At 32.7% G+C, this 3407-nt stretch carries 3 protein-coding genes; all 3 read left to right on the top strand.

The window, feature by feature from the left end; genetic code table 11:
• Positions 1-486: 486 nt before the first annotated feature.
• Entirely contained in the window at positions 487-732 is a 246-nt protein-coding gene (locus SJY37_RS15585) for a hypothetical protein (RefSeq protein ID WP_379953373.1), read from the top strand.
• Positions 733-1632: 900 nt separating this feature from the next.
• Positions 1633-2664: a replication initiation protein gene (locus SJY37_RS15580; protein WP_379953372.1), complete on the top strand. Its 1032-nt coding sequence runs from the start codon at positions 1633-1635 to the stop codon at positions 2662-2664.
• Positions 2657-3052, top strand: a complete 396-nt coding sequence (locus SJY37_RS15575) for a hypothetical protein (RefSeq protein WP_379953371.1) — start codon at positions 2657-2659, stop codon at positions 3050-3052. The genes SJY37_RS15580 and SJY37_RS15575 overlap by 8 nt, the downstream gene beginning before the upstream one ends.
• The last annotated feature ends 355 nt before the right edge of the window (positions 3053-3407 follow it).

Below are 3407 nucleotides of genomic sequence, written 5' to 3'. Positions count from 1 at the left end.
AAGCCAGAGATTTATCTCTAGCTTTTTTTAAAAATTAACTCCCTTAGAACCTATAACAAAATGATCGAATTCGCAGTCGTTATCTTGTCATTGACGTTTTTACTCCAAGAGTTAAATCGTTAATCTTATGACCCATCTGCAGGTGCAGGTGGGTTTTATTTTTACACAAATATACATTTTTTAATGTAGGGTGTCTACGTTAAAAAATGTATTTGATATAGTATGAATCATAAGATTCATACTTCCTAACTACTACTTTTAATTTCTTAAGTAGTTTTTAAATTGCGACTCTGGAGTAATTTGTTCTTTTAATGGCCTTTTGGGGCTATTAAAAGCAAGGTCGGATAACAAACACGAATGTGTGCCATTATCCACACCTTGCTATTTAAAAAAATGGTAGATTCAAACATCCGGGAAGTCTATATTCTAGGTTTTTGATTTTGATAAAAACACATATTTTATATTTGATGAATTTAAAAAAATATTATGTCTGTAATTACACAAATAAATAGATCAAAAGCCACTAGAGTAATTAGTCAATATTTAATTGACACCGGGAAGACTGACCATATGAAAATTGAAACCTTTTCGTATGCAGTTGATATCTATGAGAAAAAGCTCCACGCTCTCATGGACGTATATGAGTCTCAAATGAAAGAAGTAAGTGAAATGGATCGAATGGGATTTTTCTCTGACGCCTGGGCAGCAATAAGAATTCATCATATTGATTAATCCACGTGTAATTAACCAGGATTGGATTTATAGTCAAAAAGTTTAGTAAGTAATATATATATACCTTTCTAAAGGGTACATGTATTTGATATGCAAAAACTTACCTTTCCCCTTTCTTGGGCGAATTAATCATTTTCTTCAGCTTTAATCTTGTCCTTAAAAAAGCTGCATTTAGCTTCCATAAGAAAGGGGAAAAAAAGACTTCTTTTCGGCGGGACTTTTTAAGATCTCTGAAATACTCAACTTCTGCTGGGTGTGTAAAAAGATTTCGGAACCAATTCATATTGTAAAAATAGTAAAAGGCAAATAAGGCGTTTTAAGAGCTTTATTTGATTTATATGTGTTCATGTATCCGCAAAGTGAATAAGCGCCTTAAAGATTGTAAAAAGCGGAAAAAATGGCGCCTGGTTTACCTTAGTTCCACTCCGTTCTGCTTCTCCACATTTCCAAAAAAAGGGGGGCTCGGGGGGACGGAGTCCCAACCGAATCACACTTCTCCATCTGAGAGCTGATTTTTTCCTTCAAAAAATCCTTAAAATACCTTTTTTTTCAATTGTTAATGACTTGCCTTTATATTCAAAACTTACTAATGACTTACCGATTTAGCATCGAATGTCGCGAGCAATATAAAAATTAGGGCTTAAGAAGCTTTTGTAATTTATAACTGCAACTTTTATAATACTAACTGCAACTTTTATAATACTATTTATCTTTCTAACTGCAACTTTTGTAATACTAGCTGCTACTTTATAATTCTACAGGTAGTAATTAACTTTAACTGCTACCTGATTAATACTAATTTGTTTTGTTGTTTTTTTAACTGCTACCTCATTAATACTAAAAACCAACCTATAATTATGTAGGTAGTATTTAGTATATTTACAGTATAACTAATTGAGTATGAAAATCAAGAACAACTTAGACTTAGTGCAGTCTTATGTAATGACTACTGCTAAATACGATTTTAGCGTGCATGAGAAGCGTATTATGTATCGTATTATCGAAGTCCTCCAGGCTAAAACTAAAGGACTGAAGTTAAATTACGATTATTCAATGCAAGAAGATCTGTTTGGGCCAACTCAATTTTCTTTGCCTATTAAATGTTTTTTAGCTCATGAGAATGACAAGAACTATGAGCCTGTCAAAAAAGCTTTGATAAGTTTGAGAAATAAAGGGTTTGAGTATGAAGATTCTGAAGCCTGGGGTTATTATGGTATCATTGAGCAACCTATAATAGAAAAGCGATCAGATACGGTCAAATTTACCGTCACTCCCTTATTGATGAAATCTTTCTTAGACTTTTCTAAGGGTCATAGAAAATATGAACTTAAAACTGCTATGGCGTTTGAAAGCCATTATGCTATGCGCTTCTACGAACTATTTTCGGGAAAAACTGAACCAATTACCTACAAAATAGATGAGCTAAAAAAAATATTTGGAGTTGAACATAAGTACAAAAATAGACCTACTAATTTTGTAAATAAAGTCATTGTTCGTGCTCAAAAAGAACTAGATAAACATTCTCCTTATAGCTTTAAATACACTCTTATAAAAACAGGGCGTAAGTATAGTATGGTAACCTTTAAACCATATTTCATTCCTGAGAATAGAGACGAAGATTTAGAAACAAAAGAGCTTTCCAAAAAAGTTTCTATAGCTTGGGATTTTAGCTCTGAAACAATTAGAGATCTGAAGGATAAGTTTTTATTTACAGATGTAGGTATTCAATATAACAGAGATCTATTAAAGGAAGCTGTAAATAACGAAATGTTCATTGAATGGTGTACCGACATTAATGGTATGGTTAGAAAATACAACATAAAAAATGTGTCCGGCTTTTTTATTAGTGAAGTTAAAAAACGTCTGATTAACAAGGATGGGCCTAATAGCCAGCTAATCGAGGATATTAAAAAACGTATTGGTAATGGGTAAAGATTATTACACTACATCAGAGGTTTCAAAACTGTTAGGTGTTACGGACAGAACCGTCCGCAGACGTCTTGAAAGTTACTTTTTGAAGGAGAATAACGCATATCAGATATCTTCTAAAATGCTTGATATACTTAAGGCAGACACAGCTACGGACAGCACCGGACAAGAACTGTCCGAGAACAATAATATTGAAGAGGTTTTTACTCCAGATGATTACCAAGAGTTTCAAAGAAGATTAATTGAATATCCTATATTGAAAAAGGATCTTGAGTATCATAAACGCTCTGTAGAAAGTCACCAAAGGCAAATGGAGAAGATCTTAGATATAATGCACCAGCGAAATCTGCTAGAAGGTGGTGACAAAGGATACATACCTATAAAGAAGTAAGAATGATTTTAATAGAGATTAAAAATATACTTGGATTTCGATAGGGCTTATTAACATGAAATAGTCAGAAACATGGTGTTGTTTGTAAAGCAACTTTCTAATTTTTGTTTTTTTTGAAAACAGTCGAAAGCACTGTATATACAGATACTCATCGTTTTTTTTAATACTTTTTTAGTGCTGCTAACTAAGTGCTATCTTTGTAGGGAAGGTGTTGAAAGATGTCTATAACTTAATTATATTCAAGTATTTATATCCCTTATTTTTGAAGTGTCCGTAGCTGGTATTCAGCGTAGGTGATGGCAAAGGGCTTAGAAACCATCAAAAAGAAAAAGCCAGAGATTTATCTCTAGCTTTT

Origin of the sequence: Dokdonia sp. R78006 (assembly GCF_042466145.1) — a bacterium.
Lineage (GTDB): Bacteria > Bacteroidota > Bacteroidia > Flavobacteriales > Flavobacteriaceae > Dokdonia.
The sequence above is the reverse complement of the archived record's forward strand: the minus strand, read 5'-3'. Positions and strand labels throughout refer to the sequence as shown.